Origin of the sequence: Actinoplanes sp. NPDC023936, assembly GCF_040639325.1 — a bacterium.
Lineage (GTDB): Bacteria > Actinomycetota > Actinomycetes > Mycobacteriales > Micromonosporaceae > Actinoplanes.
In genome coordinates this window covers 161,328-179,916 of record NZ_JBEZZR010000015.1, presented here as the reverse complement: position 1 = coordinate 179,916, position 18,589 = coordinate 161,328, and the positions used below count along the sequence as shown (strand labels likewise).

Genomic DNA, 18,589 nt, shown 5'->3' with positions numbered 1-18,589 from the left:
GCTCCCAGAACCGCACCTGCACCCCACGAGGCACCATCTTCCCCATCAAAACCCCTGATCAATCGAGTGTTGCAACCACTGATTGACTCCAAGGCGCGGATTACCTGCTTCCGCTACGGCTCGCGTTCGGGGCTCGCGTTCGGGCCCGGGGCCAGGGCCGGGCCGGGGCCGGTCACGCGGCGGGGAGGATCTCGGCCAGGGCGGCTATCAGGTGCGGCTTCGTCGGCACGCCGGTGGCACGCTTCGCGACGCGGCCCTCGCCGTCCAGGACGAACAGCGTCGGCGTCCGCCACACGCCCAGCTCGCGCACCTCGTCGAGGTGGCTCTCCGCGTCCACCTCGACGTGCCGCACCCCCGGCACCAGCGAAGCGACCTCGCTGCTCACCCGCCGCACCGCCCGGCACGGCGCGCAGAACGCCGTCGAGAACTGCAGCAGCGTCGCCCCGCCCGGTTCCACTCCGAGGCGTCGCAGCAGGGACGGGTCGATGCTCGTACCAGAAAGGTCCATGTTCGGGGTTTTCTCCAGGCGCCCGTCGGTTCGGCGATGCCACAAGCCTACGACCACGCCGACGACCAGAACCGCCGCGACCGCCGCTATCCCTACCAGATCCATAGAACTACTGTGGCACGGCGTCTACGCGGATTGATAGGCGCTGGCCTGCAACGTGAACAACTGCGCATACAGCCCGTCGGCCGCCATCAGCGAGTCGTGATCCCCCTCCTCGATCACCGAGCCGTGATCGAGCACGTAGATCCGGTCGGCTTCCCGCACGCTTGCCATCCGGTGCGTGATCAGCACGACGCTCCGGCCGGCGGCCAGGGACCGTAACCGCTGGTAGACGTCGTGCTCGGCGCGGGCGTCGAGGTTCGCGGTGGGCTCGTCGCAGATCAGCAGCGGCGCGTCGCGGTGGAAGGCGCGGCTGACCGCGAGCCGCTGCCACTGCCCGCCGGACAGATCGGCGCCGTCGGTGAAGTGCCGGGACAGCAGCGTCTCGTACTCGCGGGGCAGCTCCATGACGAACGAGTGCGCGTCACCGGCCCGCGCCGATTCCCGCACCTGCTCCATCGACGCCGGGCGGTCGTGCCGGCCGATCGCGATGTTGAGCCGGGCGGAGAGCGGCCAGCGGGTCGGCTCCTGCATGACGACGGCGACCCGTTCGCGCAGCGAGTCCGGGTGCAGGCGGCTCACGTCGACGCCGTCCCACGTGACGGTCCCGTGCTGCGGCCGGTAGAGCCCGGCCAGCACGGCTGCCAGGGTCGACTTGCCGGACCCGTTCTCGCCCACCAGCGCGATGATCTCGCCGCGGCGCAGGGTGAGGCTGACGCCGTCGACCGCCGGTCGCGTGGCATCGGGGTAGCTGAACGTCACCGAGTCCAGGGCGATCTCGGTGAATCCGGTGGGAGCGCTCCGGTCCGGCGACGGCTCGGCCCGCTGCCGCGACAGGTCGCAGAAGCCCTGGAAGTCCGAGAAGTACAGTCCCTGCTCGTAGACCCGGTTCACCGAGAAGGCCAGCTCACGCAGCCGGCCGATGCCGATGTTGATGGCATACGCGGCAGCCCCGCCGGCGGCCAGCTCCATCCGGCCGGTCCAGAGCAGCCAGAGCAGCACCAGATAGGCGCACCCGGTCAGCAGGCCGCTGAGCGCCTGCCCGAACAGGTTGCTGCGCACCGACCGGGTCACCACGCGAATCTCCTCCACCGTGGAGATCCGGAGCAGCCGCGCGACCTCGGCGAGCAGAAAACGCCGTACCGTGAAGGCTCTTAATTCGCCCGCCGGCTCGCGCGCCGCGAGGAGCTCGGCCAGCATGTTCTGCCGCCGCCAGACGGCGATGAGCCGCAGCCGCATGCGGTACCCCAGACGTGCCGCGCGGACCGCCGCCCAGCCGGTCGGCACCGCGGCCAGCACCAGCATCGGCAGCAGGATCGGGTGCAGCACGGCGAGCACACCGCCCGCCGCGACCAGCCCGACCAGGTTGGTCAGCACTTCGATGCCGAAGTCGACGATCCGCTGTGCCGCGTAGATGCCGCGATCGCGGGCGCGCTGCATGGCGTCGCGCCATTCCGGATCGTCGAACGTGGCGAGGTCGACGCCGGTCGTCAGGTCGAGCAGCCGCATCTCCGCGGCCTCGAACACCAGCGGCGTGAGACGGCCGTGCGCCGCCGTCGCCGCCGACGTGAGTAGCCCGCGTGCGGCCAGGGTCACGATCAAGAACAGCAGCGAGGGTACGGCGGCACGCACCCGCTCCGGTGTCGGACCGGCCTGGAGCAACCCCTCGAAGACGCCCACCACGCTGATCAGGCCGAGCGCGGAGGCGACTCCGGCCGCCGACTGGAGGATCAGGACGGCCATGGTGGTGCGCTTGCTGGCCTGCCAGGCCAGTAGCCAGCCGTCACGGAGCAGGCGCGGCAGCCGGCGCAGCATCGTCAGGAACGTGGTGTCGGCCGCCTCTTTGGTGCTGGTCAGCCAGTAGGGAAGAGCGAGCTCCCCGTCATCGGAAGACTCGAGCAACGACGAGGAGTCGGGCGCGGGGTCGGCATCGGTGTCCGGCATCGGCGGCCTCCTGCCTCGTTCCTACGCCGCCGTTGCCCACGCCGTCCAGTCTCATTCACGCTCCAGCAGCGCGGTCAGCCGCGCGGCCTGGGACTCCCATCGCCACTCGCGTTCCACCCAGGCCCGGCCGGCCTGGCCCATCTGTTTCGCCCGATCGGGGTCGCTCAGCAGGTCGGCGACCCGCCCGGCGACGGCCGGCACGTCGCTGCCACCGACCACGAACCCGGTCTCCCCCTCGCGCACCGCGTCCGGCGCGCCGCCGGAGTCACCACCGACGACCGGCAGCCCGGTGGCCGAGGCCTCCAGGTAGACGATGCCGAGACCTTCCACGTCGAGCCCGGCGGCGCGGGTGCGGCAGGGCATCGCGTAGACGTCGCCCGCCGCGTAGTGCTGGGGCAACTCGGGCCACGGCACCGAACCGGTGAAGACCACGTCGGACTCGACGTCGTGCTCCCGCGCCAGGCGTTCCAGCGTTTTCCGGTACGGCCCACCGCTCACCAGCAGCAACGCCGCTCCCGGGACCCGGCGGCGGATCAGCGGCATCGCCCGGATCAGCATGTCCTGGCCTTTGCGGGGCACGAGGCGCGAGACGCAGACGACCACCGGCCGCCCAGCCAGCCCGTGTCGTTTCCGCACCTCGGAGCCGTCCACACCGGGGTGGAACGTGTCCACGTCGACGCCCGGCGCGAGCCGGCGCAGGTCGGTGAGCCCGTGCAACGCCTTGTCCAGGCGGGTGCGCTGGTACTCCCCCAGGTACGTGATGACGTCGTTGCCCCGGGCGATCCGGCGCAGCAGCTGACGGGCGCCGGGCAGCGCCGCCCAGCCGATCTCGTGCCCGTGGGTGATGCCGACGGCCCGCTCGATGCCGGCGTCTTTCCGCAGGCCCTGTGCGAGCAGGCCGAGGGGGGCGGCCGCACCGAAGAGCACGGTGTCGCAGCCGTACCCTTTCGCCAGCTGCGCGGCCCGCCGGGCGACCTTCGAGGTCGGCAGCAGCACGCTCGTCTCTTCCCGCACCACCTCGAACGGCTGCTCCGCGTCGAACGCGGCGGACCCGCGCCACTGCGAGGCGTAGACGACGATCGAGCCGGCCGGCTGGCGAACCGCCAGGTTGTGCACGAACTGCTGGATGCCGCCGGGCCGGGGCGGGAAGTCGTTCGTGACGAGCAGGGTGCGGGCCATCAGCGGACCGCCCGGGCGTAGGCGCGGGCCGCGGCCATCCGCTGCACGGTGGACGGATGTGAGGCGAACATGGCGTGCTCCCAGTGCGGCGGGTCGGGGTCGGCGAGGTTCACGGTGCCGAGGCGGCGCTGCATCGCCTCGAAGGTCTCCGGGTCGCCGGTCAGGTCCATGGCGTGCGCGTCGGCACGGGCCTCGACGCGGCGCGAGACGAACGCCTGGGCCGGGCCAGCGATCAGCCCGGCGACCGTGCTGAGCGCGAGCAGCAGCCCGATCGCCCGGGGATCGCCGATCGAGTCGACGCCGGCGAGCCGCAGCAGCCCGCCCCACGAGCCGACCAGGTAGAGCGCGATCACCGCGGCGGCCGCGCCGAGCGCGCCCATGATCGTGCCGGTCAGCACGTCGTTGTCCTTCGCGTGGCCGAGCTCGTGCGCGGCCACCGAGACGACCTCGTCCGGCGTTGCCTCGGTCAGCATCGTGTCGTAGACGACGATCCGCCGGGTCGGCCCGAGACCGGAGACGTAGGCGTTCACCGCCCGGGTCCGCCGTGACGCGTCGGCCACCAGCACGTCGCGGACCGGCACGCCGTCACGCTCGGCGAGCTCCAGCAGCTCGGTGCGGAGCGGGCCGGCGGGCATCGGGGTGAACTTGTTGAAGATCGGCTCGACCAGGACCGGCAGCACGAACGAGAGCAGCACGACCAGGCCTGCCACCCCGGCCGCGCCGAACGCCCACCACCAGCGGGGCGCGAAGTGCGTGACGGTGAAGAAGCCGGCCAGCACCACCCCGCCGAGGACCGCGCCGACCGCGTAGGACTTCAGCATGTCGCCGGCCCAGCCGCCCCAGCTCTGTGTGGAGATGCCGTAGCGCACCACGACGGTGTGCCGCCAGATCGCGATCGGCAGGGTGAGCAGCTCGGTGACGACCACGACGAGGAGTCCGCCGAGGACCGCCCGGACGAGCCAGTGGTCGCCGGTCAGCTCCACCAGGCGCGCGCCGAGCGGGGTGAGCCCGAGCACCAGCGCGGCGGCCAGGCCGAGGAACATCGCCAGGTATCGCCCGGGGCGCAGCTCGGCGTGGAACTCCCGGGCCCGCGCGACAGCGCCGGCGTCGAGCCGGCCGAGGGCGTCGATCTGGTCGGCGCGGGGCGCCGGCGCGCGGTGCCACGGGACCCTGGCGGCGGCGAACGCGGCCAGCGCGGCGAGCAGCACGACGAGCGCGGTGACCGCCCACTGTCTCGGCGTCATCTCTTGATTTTAGTCATGATCACGCTACGTGCTTCCGCACCATCACCGGGGGCGGCGGTGTCTCCAACAGCTCCACCTCGAATCCGGCCAGCTCGAACGTCTCGATCGCCCGCAGTTCGCCGGGTGTCAGGTCGGCCAGGCCGTCCGGGGTGTCGACCAGCGCGCTGACCAGACACCCGTTGCATGCGTCGGTTTTCTCGGTGCAACGACCACAATCAATGATCATTACCCCTCCTCTGAAGGCGTGACAGTCACGCTAAGCGAGGGGTACGACAGTTTTACCCCGTCACGAGCGGGACAGCCGGCGGAGAAGCGAGTCCGCCCCCATCGGGTAGGCGCCGTGCCGGCGAACACCGTCGGCCACCTCCCGGTCGGAGGAGACCACGACGACCGGGCGGCCCGGCGGCTCGGCCCGGACCAGCTGGCGGATCAGCTCGTCGGCGGTCATCCCCTTGCGGGAGAAGAGCACCCGCACGCCGCGGGGCGCCGGCGGCAGGCCGTGCACCCGCTCGGCGCCGTCGAAGACCACGGTGACCTCGTCGCCGGTCTGCGCCGCGATCCCGCCCAGCCCGGTGATCAGCCGCTTGCGCTGCTGTTCCAGGGACATGTCGGCGAAGCCGCGCTTCGTCACGTTGTACCCGTCCACGACCAGGTGGGCGCGGGGGAGGGCGAGCAGCTGGTCGAGCCGGCCCGGGTCGTCGGTGTCCTGCGCCCGGGCCCGGGCGCGCTCCGGCGCGCCGGGCCGGTCGGCCGCGGCGTCGGCCACGAAGTCGGCGGGCAGCTTGTCGGCCGGACCGATCGCCAGCTCGCGGCGCAGCCCGCTGGCGGCCTGCCCGATCGTCTCCAGCAGCAGCCAGAGGCGGGCGTCGTCGACCGCCCGCGCGTCCTTCGCCGTCTGTTTGCCGGAGGCCGCGGCGGCCTCCGCGTCGGCGACCCGGGCGCGCAGCCGGCGCAACTCGGCCTCGTGGTCCTGTGCGGCCCGCGCGGCCCGGCCCTTCTCCGTGGCGAGCAGGTCGGACGCGCGTTTCTGGGCGGCCTGCGCCTCGCGCAGCGCCCTTGTCGCGGTCCGCGCCTCCTCGCGCAGCTGGCCCAGCTCCTCGCGGACCCGGGCGAGCTCGTCCCGCAGCTTGTCGGCCTCGACCCGGGCCACCGTCCGGTCATGCTCGGCACGGACCGCGCGCTGCTCGGCCGCGCGCACCTGCGAGGCGATCGCTGCGGTGTCGGCCTCGGCCCGGACCGCGTCGCCGGCCGCGTCGATCAGCTCGCGCCAGCCGGCCGGCCGGGCCAGGTAGGCCAGCGCCGCCACCTCGACCGGGTCGGCGGCCGCCGGGGCCACCCCGCTGGTCACGGCGGCGCCCAGGTCACCCGCTTCGGTGACCACCCGGGTGCCGAGGCGCTGGCGGAAGAGCGGGTCGGCGACCAGCTGCGCGGCGATGTCCCGCCCGCCGAGCCGGGCCCGGCGATTGGGTGCGAAACGGGCGACCCGGCGCAGCGGCACCGGCATCTCGTCGGCGGGCAGGCCGGGCAGGGCGGCGGCGGCCAGCGTGGTGATCCGCTGCCGGACGGCCTCCGGGAGCACCGGCTCGGGCATGAAGTCCGCCGCCTCCTCCTCGGGGCGGTCCTCAGGGTCGAGCGGCGCGGACATCTCCCCATTCTCACACCGGCCATGACCGATTCGCCTCTGGCGAGCAGGTGATCTTTTCGGGGAACTGTCATACCCGTTGGCTAGGGTTGCCGCCCGTGACACAACCCGCCTACGTGCAGGGCACTCTGGACACGCTGCTGACCGCTGACGGATCGGTCGACCCCGCGGCGCTGTCCCTGGCGGACACCACGTTCGTCGTGCTCGACCTGGAGACCACCGGCGGCGCCGCGGACGGCGCCGGCATCACCGAGATCGGCGCGGTCAAGGTGCGGGCCGGCGCGCGCCTCGGCGAGTTCGCGACGCTGGTCAACCCGGGTGTGCCGCTGCCGCCGTTCATCACCGTCCTGACCGGGATCACCGAGGCGATGCTGCGCCCGGCCCCGCCGATCGAGACGGTGCTGCCCAGCCTGCTGGAGTTCCTGCGCGGCGCGGTCCTCGTCGCGCACAACGCGCCCTACGACGTCGGCTTCCTCAAGGCGGCCTGCGCCCGGCACGGCTATCCCTGGCCGCAGGTCCGGGTGCTGGACACCGCGGCGCTGGCCCGCCGCGCGCTGACCAAGGACGAGGTGCCCAACCGCAAGCTCGGCACCCTGGCCCGGTTCTTCCGGTCGGCGGTCGAGCCGAACCACCGGGCGCTGGACGACGCGAAAGCCACGGTCGACGTGCTGCACGGGCTGATCGAGCGGCTCGGCAGCCACCGGGTGCACACGCTGGGTGACGCGATCGAGTTCGCCAAGGCGGTGACCCCGGCGCAGCGCCGGCAGAGACATCTCGCCGACGGCCTGCCCCACGTGCCGGGGGTCTACCTGTTCCGCGCCGCCGACGACCGGCCGCTCTACGTCGGCACGTCGAAAGACATCGCCACCCGGGTGCGCAGCTACTTCACGGCCGCGGAGAAACGGGCCCGGATCTCCGAGATGCTCACCGCCGCGGTCCGGGTGGAGGCGGTCGAGTGCGCGCACTCGCTCGAGGCCGAGGTGCGCGAGCTGCGGCTGATCGCGTCGCACGCCCCGCCGTACAACCGCCGGTCGAAGTTCCCGGAGCGGGTGGTCTGGCTCAAGCTGACCACGGAGGCGTTCCCGAGACTCTCCGTGGTGCGCCGGTTCGCCGAGGACGGCGCGACCTACCTGGGCCCGTTCTCGTCGCGGCGCACCGCCGAGCTGGCCGCCGCCGGCGTCTACGACGCCGTTCCCCTGCGGCAGTGCAACCACAAGCTCTCGGTGCGGACCAAGACGCCGGCCTGCGCGCTGGCCGAGCTGGGGAAATGCCTGGCGCCCTGCCAGCACGAGATCTCCCCTGAGGAGTACGACCTACGCGCCGCCCTCCCGTTCCGGACCGCCACGTCGAGCGACCCCGGCCCGGTGATCGACGCGCTGATGTCCCGGATCGACGTGCTGTCCGGCGGCCAGCGCTACGAGGAGGCGGCGACCGTCCGCTCCCGCCTGATCGCCCTGCTGCGCGCCCTGATCCGGATGCAGAAACTCCAGGCGCTGACCAGCCTGACCGAGCTGGTGGCGGCCCGCCGCGACGACAAGGGCGGCTGGGAGATCGCGGTGGTGCGGCACGGCCGGCTCGCCGCGGCGGCCACCTCGCCGCCCCGGGAGCACCCCCGCCCGACACTGGACGCGGCGAAGATGACGGCCGAGACGGTCCTCGCAGGACCGGGTCCGGTGCACGCCGCGACGGCCGAGGAGACCGAGCGGATCCTGGCATGGCTGGAACGACCTGACACCCGCTTGGTGGAAACCGCCGGCGACTGGGTGTCACCGGTTCGTGGCGCGGCGCGTTTCAGCACCCTCCTCACCAGGGCCGAGGCGGCCACTTCGGCTTAAGACTCATCCGTTCGCCTATCGGTAACTGACCGTTCGGATGACGCTCGCTCGCTTAGGCTGTAAGGCACGCGCGACCCTCGTGGTGATTCACCTCATGTGGCGGCTTGATGCCTTTGGCGATCAGCCGCCTCGGTGCTTCGCTAGCAAGGGAAATCGGCTGGCTAGCGAAATCGGCTGGCCAGCCGCTGGAACGATCGGTGAGGGGGGTGTCCGGGTGGACGTCGACGCCGGCCACGGCGCCGCTCTGGGGCGTGCCCTGCCGACCACTCCCTTCGCCAGGTTGCGGTCGATGTTCAGTTTCCAGAGCAACGACGACGACCCGGTCGCCACGCTCGCCCGGACGCATCGCAGCATCCATCCCTCCGCCGACGTGGCGGTGGTGCGCCGCAGCTACGCGATCGCCGAGAGCATGCACCGCGGGCAGTTCCGCAAGTCCGGCGATCCGTACATCACGCACCCGCTCGCGGTCGCGCAGATCTGCGCCGAGCTGGGCATGGACACCACGACGATCGTCGCCGCCCTGCTGCACGACACGGTCGAGGACACCAGCTACACCCTGGAGGCGCTGCACGGCGACTTCGGGCCCGAGGTGACCCACCTGGTCGACGGCGTGACGAAATTCGACAAGGCGTACTACGGCAAGGCGGCCGAGGGCGAGACGATCCGCAAGATGATCGTCGCGGCCGGCAAGGACGTCCGGGTTCTGGTGATCAAGCTGGCCGACCGGCTGCACAACATGCGCACGCTGGACGCCCGCTCCCCCGCCAGCCGGGCCCGGATCGCCACGGCCACGCTGGACGTGCTCGTCCCGCTCTGCGACCGGCTCGGCATCCAGGCCCTCAAGCGCGACCTCGACGACGTGGTGCTCTACCACCTGGAGCCGGATTCGTTCGCGCGGATCGACGAGCACGTGAAGAACCGTCCGGGCTGGAACGAGTACCTCACCGACGTCTCCCGCAAAGCGCACACCGCGCTGCGCCGCTCCCGGGTGGACGCCGTGGTGACGCCGCGACCACGGCACTACTACTCGATCTGGAAGGACACGGTGGCCGGCGGCCACAGCGTCCCCCTCGACCTGCCCCGCATCGCGGTCATCGTCGACGGCCCGGACACCGACTGTTACGCCGCGCTCGGCGCGATCCACGGCCGCTGGCACCCGGTGGCCGGCCGGTTCAAGGACTTCATCGCCTCGCCGAAAAACAATCTGTACCGCTCGCTGCACACCACCGTGGTGGGCCCGGAGGGCAAGCTGGTCGAGGTGCTGATCCGCACCGAGACCATGCATCGGTACTCGGAGTACGGCGTCGCCACCAGCTATCGATATCCCAAGGTGGCCGACGAGCCACCGGGCGCTGACCAGCTCACCTGGCTGAAACGGGTGCTGGACTGGCAACAGGACACCACCGACGCGGCTCAGTTCCTCGACTCGCTCCGATGTGACCTCGCCGAAGGCCAGATCACCGTTTTCGCCCACGGCACCGCGCACGAACTCCCGAGCGGCTCAACACCTGTCGACGTGGCGTACGAGTTGAGCCCCCGCAAGGGTGACCAGTGTCTCGCCGCAACGATCAACGGACGTCTCGCCCCCCTCAGCTCCCCCCTCCGCGACGGTGACGTCGTCGAGATCTTCTCCGAGTCCGACGGTCACGTCGAGGTCGAGCCGAACGCCCCTCGTGGACCCCGCCGGGAATGGCTCGGATTCGTCAAGTCCAGCCAGGCGCAGATGCAGATCAACCGGTACTTCGACGAGAAGAACGAACCGGGCATCAGCATCGCCGACAAGGTCCGCCTCGGCCGCGCCACCATCGGGCTCACCCTCCGCAAACACGATCGCGGCCTCGCCAGTGAGGTGCCGCTGCGCCGCCTCGCCGAGGAACTCGGTTACCCCGACCTGGAAACGCTGCTGGTGGCGGTCTGCGAGCGCAGCCTCGAACCGGACGCCGTGGTTGAGCAGCTCATCGCCCTGGTCGACCACCCGGACTGATCCACTGGAATCCCCCGGATAGCCTTGTCCGCGTGAAAACTTCTCGGCAGCTGCGGGGCTTCGCCTATCAGGCTTTCTATGGGCTGCCGTTGCCGGTCCGCCGCCACCTCGCCCGGCTGCTCTCCCCGAAATACCTGGTCGGCGCGGTCGCGGTGATCCGCGACGCGGAGGCGCCAGCGCCGGGGCGCCTGCTGCTCCTGCGTCAGCCGCCGGGCCGCGGCTGGGGCCTTCCGGCCGGTTTGCTCAAGCGCCGCGAACTGCCCGCCGTGGGTGCCGCGCGCGAGCTTTTCGAAGAGGCGGGGGTACGGGTGGAGCCCGCCGACCTGACAGCCGGTGATCCGAACGCGATCGTCCACCCGAACGGCGGCGTGGTCGACACCGTCTTCTTCGGCGCGGTCCCGGCGTCCAGCACACCCCTGGTCGTGGACGGCGGCGAGGTGATCGAGGCCGCCTGGTTCCCGGTCGACGACCTGCCGAAACTGACCTGGCCGACGGAACGGTTGCTCGGCATCTACGGCATCGGCCCGCGCGCCGGCGAGTTCCCGCCGTCGCTGAACCGCCCCGCCACGATGCCGCATGTGGAGGAGAAGTGACGATCGAGGTCTGTGGCGTCGTACTCGCAGCCGGCGAGGGCCGGCGTCTGCGCCCGCTCACCGAACTCGTGCCGAAAGCCCTCTGCCCGGTCGGCAACCTGCCGCTGCTCGACCACGCGCTGCGCCGCCTCGCCGGCCTCGGGCTGACCGGTCCGGACACTGTGGCCGTCAACGCGGCGTACCTCGCCGACCAGGTCGTCGCCCACGTCGGCGACCGCACCCACCTCTCCGTCGAGCCGGACGGGCCGCTGGGCACCTCCGGCGGCGTGGCGCGGATGAAGGACTGGATCGGCGGCCGGGGCGCGCTGGTCGGCAACGCAGACGCGTACCTGGTGGACCCCTTCCGTGAGCCCGGCAAGGACATCGCCGCGCTGCTGGAGGGCTGGTCCGGCGAGACCGTCCGGATGCTGACCCTGCCCTGCCGCGACGGCGAGTCCGGCGGATTCAGCGGCCGCCGGTTCACCGGGTTCTCGCTGCTCCCCTGGCGGTACATCAAGGACCTGGCCGATGTGGACAGCAATCTGGTACGCACCGTGTGGCGTCCCGCCGAGGCGGCCGGCGAGCTGGAGCTGATCGGTTACGACGGCTTCTATCTGGACACCGGAACCCCGGCGGATTACCTGGCCGCCAACCTGCACGCCGCCGCCGGCACCGCCCTGATCGACCCGGCCGCCGAGGTGACCGGCACCGTGACGACCTCGGTGATCGGCGCGGGCGCCCAGGTGGCCGGCACGGTGACGGACAGCGTCATCTGGCCCGGAGCCACGGTCGCCGCCGGCGAGACCCTCACCAACGCGATCAGAGCCCACAACGGCCTAACCGTCCCCACAACGCCCTAACACCTACCGCACGCCGCCCCGCCGCCGTCGCCCCGCGCGGCCGTCGCCCCGCACGCCGCCCCGCCGCACCGCCGGCCGCCGTCGCCCCGCCGCCGTTCCGCCGCCTGCGCCGCGCCGCCGCCCCGCGCGCCGCCGCCCCGCCGCCGTTCCGCCGCGCCGCCGCCGCCCGCCGCGGCCGTAGCTCAGGCAGCTCATCGGGCGTGATCACCTGCCTGAGCTACGGCCCAGCGACCCGAGCCGTAGCCGACGCATGCCACACCTGCTTGATCACAGGGCTGAGCTACGGCCCGGCCACCCGAGCCGTAGCCCACACAGCCAAAACGCCCCGGGAACCTGCCTCCGCTACGGCTCGCACCCCCAGCTGGGCGACGACGTCCGGGGGTAAGGCGCCAAGATCGCGGAGTGGGAGGCGCCGGCCGGGGGGAAGCGCCGAGACTGTGGAGTCAGTCGGCGTCGGGGAGGCCGATGGCGAAGGCGTCTTCCAAGTCGTGTTTTGAGTAAGCCCGGAAGGCCACGAAAGTCTCGCTGTTGACGACGCCGGGAGTTTTGGAGATCTTGCCGGCGATCACCTCGGCGATGTCGTCGAAACGGGGAACCCGGACGATGGCGATGAGGTCCACGCCGCCGGCGACCGAGTAGACCTCGCTGACGCCCTCCAGAGCGGCCAGCGCCTCGGCCACCTCGGGAATCGAATCGGTGGCGCAGTCGATGTGGACGATCGCGGTGTTCACCTGCGGGCTCCTCAACATTGAGCGACTAGAGCATTGAGCGACGACAGTCCAGCCCATGCTATCCGCGCGCGTGTCGCCGGCGGTGATCGCCGCCGGGGCCGGCGGCGGGTCGCGCCGGGCCGTGGCCGTCAGGGGCGGTGGCAGACGGGACGGGTGGGGTGTGGGTGGGGACGGCGGTGGGCGTACCCAAGAAAGAAAGCCCGCCGCGGAAGCGACGGGCTCTCTCACAACGTGGTTCTAGCGGCCGGACTTGATCTCTTCCTTCTTGGCCGGACCGCCGACGGCCGGGGAGACCGGCGTCTCGGCGGGCTTCTCGACCGGGTAGAAGAAGCCCTTCACCGCGGGCGCCAGGGCGCCGAGGCGGTTCATCTTCTTCGGTACGACCCAGCCGGCGTACTCCAGAGGCACCGGGTGGCCGTGGTCGTCGACCGGGCCGAGAGGCTGGTGAACCTCGACGAACTGGCCGTTCGGCAGGCGCTTGATGATGCCGGTTTCCACACCATGTGCCAGAACCTGACGGTCGTGCTGCTGGAGACCCAGGCAGATGCGGACCGAGATGTAGTACGCGATCGGCGGCAGCAGCAGCAGACCGATGCGGCCTGCCCAGGTCATCGCGTTCAGGCTGATGTGGAACTTGTCGGCGATGACGTCGTTGGCACCAGAGATCGTGGCGACCATGAAGAACGTGAACGCCATCATGCCGATGCCGACGCGCTCCGGGTTGTCGCGCGGACGCTCCAGCAGGTGGTGCGTGCGCTTGTCCTTGAGCTTGCGCGCCTCCAGCCACGGCCACGCCATCGGCAGCGTGAACAGGGCGCCGAGACCGACCACGGCGGGCCAGAACATCGGCGGGATGCTGTAGCCGTTGCCGATCGGGATGTAGATCTGCCAGTTCGGCATGAGACGGACCAGGCCGTCCATGAACATGACGTAGAAGTCGGGCTGCGAGGCCGAGGAGACCTCGGACGCCCGGTACGGCCCGAACAGCCAGATCGGGTTGATCTGGAACAGACCGGCCATCAGCGCGATGACGCCGAAGACGGCCATGAAGAAGCCGCCCTGCTTCATCGCGTAGCGCGGGAACATGCGCTCGCCGACCACGTTCGTGTTGGTCCGCATCGGGCCCGGCCACTGGGTGTGCTTCTGCTTGAAGACGATGCCCAGGTGCGCCGCGATCAGGCCGAGCAGGATGCCCGGGATGAGCAGCACGTGCGCGATGTAGAACCGGCCGATGATGAACTCGCCGGGGAACTCGCCACCGAAGATCGCGGCGGAGAGCCACGTGCCGATCACCGGGAGGGTCAGCATGATCGCCGAGGCGATGCGGAGACCGGTGCCGGAGAGGCCGTCGTCGGGGAGCGAGTAGCCGGTGAAGCCGGCGAAGAACCCGAGCAGGAACAGCAGGATGCCGATGACCCAGTTGATCTCACGCGGCTTGCGGTACGCGCCGGTGAAGAAGACACGGGCCATGTGCACGATGATCGACGCCATGAACAGCAGCGCCGCCCAGTGGTGCATCTGCCGCATGAAGAGACCGCCGCGCACCTCGAACGACAGGTGCAGCGAGGACGCGTAGGCGGCCGACATCTCGGTGCCGCGCAGGCCCAGGTAGGACCCGTCGTACGCGATCTCCTTCATCGACGGGTCGAAGAAGAGCGTGAGGAACACGCCGCTGAGCAGCAGCACGATGAACGAGAAGAGCGCGATCTCGCCGAGCAGGAAGGACCAGTGGTCCGGGAAGACCTTGTTCAGCAGGGCACGCAGCGGGGTCGCAGCCTGGAACCGGTCGTCCACCCCCTTGGCGAAGGTGACGGGCGCCTCTGCGAGGTCAACTTTTCGGCGCTTCACGGCCGCTCCCAGAAGTCAGGTCCGACGGTGTCCTTGAAGTCGGACGCTGCCACGAAGAAACCTTCCTCGTCCACTGTAAGCGGCAGCATCGGCAGACGCCGAGTCGCGGGCCCGAAGACCGGCTGCGCGTTGTCGGTGATGAGGAACTGCGACTGGTGGCACGGGCACAGCAGGCGGTTGGTCTGCTGCTCGTAGAGGCTCGCCGGGCAACCGGCGTGCGTGCAGATCTTGGAGTACGCGACGAAGTTGCCATACATCGAGCCGACGTTCCGGCCGTTGCTGTCGGCGTCGGCGTTCTTGCGGGTCTCGGCCGCGTCGTCCGCCCGGAGGTGGATCAGCAGCGTCGGCGAGTCGGCCCAGTGGTTCGTGGCGCCGCCCGGGATGCCCGGGTAGACGGTCATCTGACCGCCGGTGCTCACGTCCTCCGGCCGGATCGGGCTGCCGTCCTCGCGGGTCAGGCGAACCAGCTGGCCGTTGTTGTTCCCCGGGTTGAAGCCGGTCGTGAACATCATCGGCAGGTCGCCCTTGTGCGGGTTCTCGATCAGACCGCCGAGGATCGGCGCGCCGATCGCGACACCCACCGGAGCGAGACCGAGCGCGATCGCGCCCTTGAGCAGCGGGCGACGCTGCACACCGAGCTCGTCGGCGACGAACATCGCGGTCTGACCGGTGATCAGCCGCTCGTCGTCCGGCGACGGCTGGTCGTGCCGCTGCTGGATGGAGAGCTCGTGCGGGAGCAGCTTCTTCGCCCAGGCGAGGATGCCGAAGCCGAGCGCCAGCAGGCCGAGACCGAGCGTGATGCCGAGGATCGGCGTGTAGTAGTCGCTCATCGTGTGGCCGAGCTCGAACTCCCACGGCCAGACGATGTAGAAGACCACGAAGGCCAGCGTCAGGATGCCGGAGAGGGCGAACAGCAGGGCGATGTTGCGGACGACCCGCTTCTCGGCCTTGGAGTTCTGGCCGTGGAACTGCGACTCGTACGTGACGATCTCGATGTCGTCGCGCCGCAGGCCCTCCTTGACGATGTCGAACCGCGAGAGGTGCGGGTCGTTCACGTCGACCGGCGGGGTGCCGGCCTCGCCCGCGTGGTGCACAGTCGTCATGACTTCCCCGCAATCCAGAGCGACGTGAAGACCAGGAGGACGATGCCGACCAGGAAGATTGCCACGCCTTCCGTCGACGGACCGTACCGGCCGAGGTTGAACAGGCCGCCCGGGTCCTTGTCCTCTTGCAGCTGAGTCTGAATGTAGGTGATGATCGCGCGCTTCTCGTCCGGCGAGAGCTGGTTGTCACCGAAGACCGGCATGTTCTGCGGACCCGACAGCATCGCCGCGTAGATCTCGCGCGCGGTCGGGTCGTGCAGCGCCGGGGCGAACTTGCCGGACGACAGCGCGCCGCCGCCACCACCGAAGCCGTGGCAGGAGGTGCAGTTGATCCGGAACAGCTCACCGCCGCGGGCCAGGGCGTCCGGGTTGGCCTCCAGGTCCTCGACGAGCGAGCCCTCGGGGATCTCCGGACCGCCACCCAGCTCCTGGATGTACTGCGCGATCTGCTTGGTCTGGTCCTCGTCGAACTGCGGGGCCTTCTCCTCCGCCTGAGCTTCCTGGCGGGTCATCGGCATGCGGCCGGTGCTGACCTGGAACTCGACGGAAGCAGATCCGACCCCGATCAGGCTCGGGCCGCGGTCCTCGACGCCCTGCCCGTCCCGCCCGTGGCAGGAGATGCAGCTGTTGTCGAAAAGCGCCTTGCCCTCCTGAGCCGCAGCGGAGAGCTGGACGTTGTCGTCGGCGAAGGCACCCGGGGTGAAGGCGGTGTACACGCCTCCAGCGAGCGCGAGCGCCGCGATCATGCGTACCGCTGCACCGAGCCGCCGGCGTGCCCGGCTGGGCGCGGTGCGCCGCCGGGAGAACACCCGGGCACGCCTACGGGCGGGGGTGTCAGAAGTCATCTGCTATGTCCCTCTGGGTGTTGTTCTTGTTGTTGCGATCCTCGCCGTAGGCGCTGGTCTACTGCAGCCAATAGATCATGGCGAACAGGGCGATCCACACGATGTCCACGAAGTGCCAGTAGTACGAGACGACGATTGCCGACGTCGCCTGCGCCGGCGTGAACCGGCCCATGGTCGTTCGGATCATGTAGATGATGAAGGCGATCAGGCCACCGGTCACGTGCAGACCGTGGAACCCGGTGGTCAGGTAGAACATCGAGCCGTACCCGTCACCGTTGAGCTTCACACCGTGGTGGACGAGCTCGCGGTACTCGTTCGCCTGGCCGAGCACGAAGATCAGGCCCATCACGAAGGTGATCGTGAACCAGCGCCGCAGCGCGAACACGTCACCCTTCTCCGCGGCGAACACGCCGAGCTGGCAGGTCACCGAGGAGAGCACCAGGATCACGGTGAACGTGGTCGCGTACGGGATGTTGAGATGCGCGGTGTGCTCCTCCCACTGCTCGGGCGCCGCGGCCCGGATGGAGAAGTACATCGCGAACAACGCCGCGAAGAACATGAGCTCGCTGGAGAGCCACACGATGGTCCCGACGCTGACCATGTTGGGTCGGGTCAGCGAGTGGATCCGGCTCTTGTCGATGGCTGCCGCAGTCACGGCCTCATTATTCATCCGAACCAGGCCCAAGGTCCCCCGGGGTCCCCAATCCGGCACCGAAGACAGCCCGGAATATTCTGTGACCAGCGGGTAGGCCTAGCCTCAAGGGGTGTTGTTCGACGAAATGCCCCTCCTCGCGGCGTCCAGCGGGGATACTGGACTCCCGCCTTTCAGTCCAGCGGCGATCTTCACCGAGTTCAACCCGGTCAGCTTGATCGCACTAGGACTGGTGGTCTCGGCAGCGCTGTACCTGTACGGCGTCTGGCGTCTGCGTCAGCGTGGCGACCATTGGCCGGGCGGGCGGACCGCGGCCTTCGTCGCAGGTGGACTCGGCTCCATCGCGGCGGTGTCGGTGACCGGCATCGAGGCGTACGACACGACCTTGATCTCGGTGCACATGGTTCAGCACATGGTGCTCTCCATGGTCGGGCCGATCTTCCTGGCCCTGGGCGCGCCGACCACTCTGGCGCTGCGGGTGCTCGACAAGAAGCCGCGCAAGGTCCTGTTGAAACTGCTGCACAGCCGGTACGTCCGGGTGCTGACGTTCCCCCTTGTCGCGTTCGGAATCTTCATCGCGAACCCGTTCGTCCTCTACTTCACCGGCGCGTACCGGCTGACCCTCGAGCACGTCTGGTTCCACGAGTTCATCCACCTGCACTTCATCGTGACCGGATGCCTCTTCTTCTGGCCGCTGCTCGGACTGGACCCGCTGCCGAACCGCTGGCCGTACCCGGGCCGGGCGCTGCTGATGGTGCTCTCCGTCCCGTTCCACACGGTGCTCGGTCTGACGATCATGCAGAGCAAGGAGCTGCTCGGCGGCGACTGGTACCCGAACCTGGGCCTGACCTGGATGGATCCGCACGCCGACCAGGTCACGGCGGGCGGCATCCTGTGGGCCGGCGGCGAGATCGTCAGCGTCACGATGCTCGGCATCCTGGTGGTGCAGTGGGTCCGGCAGTCGGAGCGGGAGGCGAAGCGGATCGACCGGGCGCTGGATCGCGAGGAGGCCGCGGCCGCCGCCGGCGCCCCGCGACCGGAGCCGGACACTCAATAACAGATTCGGTACGATCTCCGGGACTCAAGACGTGAGGTGGGGCACAAGATGAGCGAGTACACCGTTCTGCTCTACAGCGACGACGCCGCCGTGCGTGACCGGATCCGGCTCGCCATCGGCCCGCGGCCCGCCGCAGACCTGAAAGTCGAGTTCGCCGACGCCTCCTCCTGGGAGGAGTGCCGCCGCCTGCTCGACGAGTACGAGATCGATCTGATGGTCCTCGACGGCGAGGCGGCGCCGGCCGGCGGTCTCGGGATCGCCCGGCAGACCAAGGACGAGTACCTGACTCCCCCGCCCACCTGCGTCGTGATCGCCCGCGCCGCGGACCGCTGGCTCGCGGCGTACTCGCAGGTCGACGCGACCCTGCTCGCGCCGCTCGACCCGGTGACCACCGGCCAGACCGTGGCCGGCCTGCTGCGCGCCCGCCGGGCCGGCGCCATCCCGCTCGGCACCCAGTCTCAGTAAACCCCCTTTGACGAAAGGCCC

The 18,589-nt window shown here is 70.3% G+C and carries 17 protein-coding genes; 6 read left to right on the top strand and 11 right to left on the bottom strand.

The genetic code is table 11. The features are described 5' to 3' along the window. Window positions 1-172: 172 nt before the first annotated feature. The 6 genes from AB0F72_RS21390 to AB0F72_RS21365 are packed head-to-tail and all read right to left on the bottom strand — an operon-like array spanning window position 173 to window position 6,619. Window positions 173-613, bottom strand: coding sequence for a thioredoxin family protein (locus tag AB0F72_RS21390; protein ID WP_360433914.1), 441 nt, complete (start codon window positions 611-613; stop codon window positions 173-175). Between the two features lie 21 nt (window positions 614-634). Next, a complete protein-coding gene (locus AB0F72_RS21385) occupies window positions 635-2,551 on the bottom strand; it encodes an ABC transporter ATP-binding protein (protein WP_360433911.1) in 1,917 nt (638 codons plus the stop codon). 51 nt (window positions 2,552-2,602) lie between these two features. Further along, window positions 2,603-3,730 carry a glycosyltransferase family 4 protein gene (locus AB0F72_RS21380; RefSeq protein ID WP_360433908.1) on the bottom strand — a complete coding sequence of 376 codons (1,128 nt, stop codon included), beginning with the start codon at window positions 3,728-3,730 and terminating at the stop codon, window positions 2,603-2,605. Next, the gene (locus AB0F72_RS21375) at window positions 3,730-4,974 is read right to left on the bottom strand and encodes a M48 family metallopeptidase (protein WP_360433905.1); all 1,245 of its coding nucleotides are present in this window, start codon (window positions 4,972-4,974) and stop codon (window positions 3,730-3,732) included. Before AB0F72_RS21375 ends, AB0F72_RS21380 begins: the two co-directional genes overlap by 1 nt. Window positions 4,975-4,993: 19 nt before the next feature. Continuing rightward, window positions 4,994-5,200 (bottom strand): hypothetical protein, encoded by a 207-nt coding sequence (locus AB0F72_RS21370; protein ID WP_360433902.1) that lies wholly within the window; start codon window positions 5,198-5,200, stop codon window positions 4,994-4,996. Between the two features lie 60 nt (window positions 5,201-5,260). Next, complete coding sequence (locus tag AB0F72_RS21365) at window positions 5,261-6,619, bottom strand: NYN domain-containing protein (protein ID WP_360433899.1); 1,359 nt, start codon at window positions 6,617-6,619, stop codon at window positions 5,261-5,263. 95 nt (window positions 6,620-6,714) lie between these two features. Here AB0F72_RS21365 and AB0F72_RS21360 point away from each other — a divergent pair, with 95 nt between their 5' ends. The 4 genes from AB0F72_RS21360 to AB0F72_RS21345 all read left to right on the top strand — a co-directional run bounded on the left by AB0F72_RS21360 (window position 6,715) and on the right by AB0F72_RS21345 (window position 11,867). Beyond that, the gene (locus tag AB0F72_RS21360; RefSeq protein ID WP_360433896.1) at window positions 6,715-8,451 is read left to right on the top strand and encodes a DEDD exonuclease domain-containing protein; all 1,737 of its coding nucleotides are present in this window, start codon (window positions 6,715-6,717) and stop codon (window positions 8,449-8,451) included. Window positions 8,452-8,665: 214 nt separating this feature from the next. Continuing rightward, window positions 8,666-10,435: an HD domain-containing protein gene (locus AB0F72_RS21355; RefSeq protein WP_360433893.1), complete on the top strand. Its 1,770-nt coding sequence runs from the start codon at window positions 8,666-8,668 to the stop codon at window positions 10,433-10,435. 32 nt (window positions 10,436-10,467) lie between these two features. Then, window positions 10,468-11,028: an NUDIX domain-containing protein gene (locus tag AB0F72_RS21350; RefSeq protein WP_360433890.1), complete on the top strand. Its 561-nt coding sequence runs from the start codon at window positions 10,468-10,470 to the stop codon at window positions 11,026-11,028. Then, the gene (locus AB0F72_RS21345) at window positions 11,025-11,867 is read left to right on the top strand and encodes a sugar phosphate nucleotidyltransferase (protein WP_360433887.1); all 843 of its coding nucleotides are present in this window, start codon (window positions 11,025-11,027) and stop codon (window positions 11,865-11,867) included. Before AB0F72_RS21350 ends, AB0F72_RS21345 begins: the two co-directional genes overlap by 4 nt. 443 nt (window positions 11,868-12,310) lie before the next feature. On the opposite strand, the gene AB0F72_RS21340 is transcribed toward AB0F72_RS21345, so the two are convergent. The 5 genes from AB0F72_RS21340 to AB0F72_RS21320 all read right to left on the bottom strand — a co-directional run bounded on the left by AB0F72_RS21340 (window position 12,311) and on the right by AB0F72_RS21320 (window position 17,049). Continuing rightward, a complete protein-coding gene (locus AB0F72_RS21340) occupies window positions 12,311-12,598 on the bottom strand; it encodes an Lrp/AsnC ligand binding domain-containing protein (protein WP_014441542.1) in 288 nt (95 codons plus the stop codon). A gap of 237 nt (window positions 12,599-12,835) precedes the next feature. Next, on the bottom strand, window positions 12,836-14,446 hold the full coding sequence (locus AB0F72_RS21335; RefSeq protein WP_360433883.1) for a ubiquinol-cytochrome c reductase cytochrome b subunit: 1,611 nt from the start codon (window positions 14,444-14,446) through the stop codon (window positions 12,836-12,838). Next, a complete protein-coding gene (locus tag AB0F72_RS21330) occupies window positions 14,443-15,549 on the bottom strand; it encodes a Rieske 2Fe-2S domain-containing protein (protein ID WP_360433880.1) in 1,107 nt (368 codons plus the stop codon). The genes AB0F72_RS21335 and AB0F72_RS21330 overlap by 4 nt, the downstream gene beginning before the upstream one ends. Beyond that, a complete protein-coding gene (locus tag AB0F72_RS21325; RefSeq protein WP_360433877.1) occupies window positions 15,546-16,394 on the bottom strand; it encodes a c-type cytochrome in 849 nt (282 codons plus the stop codon). The genes AB0F72_RS21330 and AB0F72_RS21325 overlap by 4 nt, the downstream gene beginning before the upstream one ends. A 58-nt stretch (window positions 16,395-16,452) precedes the next feature. After that, a complete protein-coding gene (locus AB0F72_RS21320) occupies window positions 16,453-17,049 on the bottom strand; it encodes a heme-copper oxidase subunit III (RefSeq protein WP_360433874.1) in 597 nt (198 codons plus the stop codon). Window positions 17,050-17,173: 124 nt separating this feature from the next. Between AB0F72_RS21320 and AB0F72_RS21315 the strand changes: the two genes are divergently transcribed. Next, window positions 17,174-18,103 carry a cytochrome c oxidase assembly protein gene (locus AB0F72_RS21315; protein ID WP_360433938.1) on the top strand — a complete coding sequence of 310 codons (930 nt, stop codon included), beginning with the start codon at window positions 17,174-17,176 and terminating at the stop codon, window positions 18,101-18,103. Between the two features lie 48 nt (window positions 18,104-18,151). After that, a complete protein-coding gene (locus AB0F72_RS21310; protein ID WP_360433871.1) occupies window positions 18,152-18,568 on the top strand; it encodes a hypothetical protein in 417 nt (138 codons plus the stop codon). Window positions 18,569-18,589 lie beyond the last annotated feature (21 nt).